A 2,235-nucleotide genomic window follows, 5' to 3' on the forward strand; every position below is an offset into this window, starting at 1 on the left:
TACTGATATGGGTAAATAAACGTACTGATATGGGTAAATAAACGTACTGATATGGAAGCTACAGCCCAGTAATAGTAAGGCGTACAGAGTAGCTAAAAGCATTTAAAAGCATTTAAAAGCATTAAAAACCTTTTTTGCATAAAAAAACCTAGTCAAAATAACTAGGTTTTAATAACTGAAAAATGATTAATTTTCTAATATTTCAAAGTTACGTTCGCCATTAACAAAATCAGGCTCATCTTGACCATCTTGTAAAAGCAAAACATCATTACCAGCCATTTTCTCATACCCTTTCATTGGAACAATAGCGCCAACGACAAGACCAGTAAAAAATTCTGAAGGTGAAATTACATATCCTTCATCATCTTTAAACTCATCTGACCAGTAACCAACGCGCTTACCCAATAATTTGATATTATCGTTTACAGCCATAATTTGAACTCCTTGTTAGTTCATTGTGGTTAGCATGATTAATAACTGGCATTATTAATCATGCGTTTGTTAATAATACTTATCTAACTTTAATGTTTTTCGCTCTAAACAAGCTGAAATATAAAGCTTCAATTCTCTAGACATAGAAGAATGATTTTTTTTACAAAGTTTCTCAAAATCTGACTTCAGTTTACTATTAATCCTTAAATTAATTGAAGCATCTAATATATTTTCATCATCTTCAAAGTTAAAATCATCTTCATTATGCTGCATTTATTCACCTTTTAAACACTGTTTATATAATTAGTATATACTAATTATATGCTGATTTATTGCAAAATGTGTACTTAATTGTTACTAAGTATTACGCATAAAAACCATAAGTTATTGATTTTAAAGAATATGAAAAAATCAAAACGCATTTTTTTTCGCATAAGTACACTACCAAAGTATGTGTACTTTTTCGCGGTGCGGTGTGTCGGCAGTGGGCAAGCCATGCGCCCCCCGCCCCGCTTATTAGTAAACAAAAATCTACTAATATAATAATACTAAATTTCTACTAACGCGCCTAACGGCTTGTTGGGTCAATTTTTGGATCAAGTGGCGACATACACCAAGCAGTAATTGGAACACCAGGCGCGCCACATTGTCCAAAAATTCGACCTTAGGAAAAACCCAAAGGGCGAGAATTCGAGTTGCAAACAGCACAACTCAATTTCGGCATGGGTAAACCCCTACGACCCCTTAAAACCCAGTTTAGCCAAGTAAGGCGCGTAAAAAGCTTGTTTTTCAGCGTTACGCAGGTCATTAGCGATTATTTGCGTATATTCGTCCATACTTTTGCCCATTGGTGCTTTACTACCTAATTCTGGTAATTCTGCTAATTTGCGCGAAAACACGCCTATTTGCTTTTCTGTGAGTTTATGGAACATATCTAGGGTATTAGGGTCTTTATCGTCAATACGCGCGTTTTTGGACGGTTTTTGAACCTGTTTCTGTTTAACTGTGAATTTAAAACCATGAATTAACCGCCCTTTCTTTTCTTGAGTGTATGAAACGGTTAAATCTGTTTTTTCGTTTATCTCATTTACCGCCAAATCTAAAACACGCTTTTTAAAATTACTCATATCTCTATATTCGCCATCATCAAGACCCATTTGCCCCCGAAATAGCGATAATTCAAACACAGGCGTTTTTCCTGCCGTTTTCCATTGGATAAGCAACTCATACAGGCGCACAGAATACACGCTGTTTAGGTTTGCCGTTTGGCTAAGCATATATTGGGTAAAAAATTGCTCTGCACCGTCTAGCCGTGTAATACATTCGACCACCAGGCGAGTGAAACATACTTCAATAGCCCCTTCATCATCTAAATAGCGGACATCTTGAAGCCAACGCGATTTTATAGGCTTTTTTTCACGGTCAAAGTAGGTGAAACGGCGATTAAAAAGCGTTTCTTCTGATTGTTTCATCAAAATATAGGCGTTTTGCCGTGTAGTGTCGAAAGCGTCAGCATAGCGCATGGCATCAATGCGTAAGGGTGTTTTAGTGTCTAGCCCCTTGCCAGTTTCACGAGCGTCCACTATAGCGAGCTGAATAATGCGTAATTCGGGCAAAGAAAGGTTTTGAACTGCTGAATTTAATTGGTTGGTTTTAACTACTAAATCAGATTTAGACATATTGAATACCTTAATAAGTACGTTTTTTTTATTGTACTTATAAGTACATAAATATACAAGTACTAAAAAGGTAAATAAACGTACTGATATGGGTAAATAAACGTACTGATATGGGTAAATAAAC

General features: G+C 35.8%; 3 protein-coding genes. All 3 read right to left on the reverse strand.

Features of this window, described 5'->3' with window-relative positions; all coding sequences use genetic code 11:
• Positions 1-186 precede the first annotated feature (186 nt).
• Positions 187-432, reverse strand: coding sequence for a hypothetical protein (locus RT422_RS12120; RefSeq protein WP_112346141.1), 246 nt, complete (start codon positions 430-432; stop codon positions 187-189).
• A 69-nt stretch (positions 433-501) separates the two neighbouring features.
• The gene (locus tag RT422_RS12125) at positions 502-705 is read right to left on the reverse strand and encodes a hypothetical protein (RefSeq protein ID WP_112346140.1); all 204 of its coding nucleotides are present in this window, start codon (positions 703-705) and stop codon (positions 502-504) included.
• Positions 706-1,166: 461 nt separating this feature from the next.
• The coding region (gene repM, locus RT422_RS12130) for a replication initiation protein RepM (RefSeq protein ID WP_313422539.1) at positions 1,167-2,235 on the reverse strand (1,069 nt) is incomplete at its 5' end.

The sequence above is a fragment of the Moraxella sp. CTOTU49803 genome, from assembly GCF_032097965.1.
GTDB lineage: Bacteria > Pseudomonadota > Gammaproteobacteria > Pseudomonadales > Moraxellaceae > Faucicola > Faucicola tetraodonis.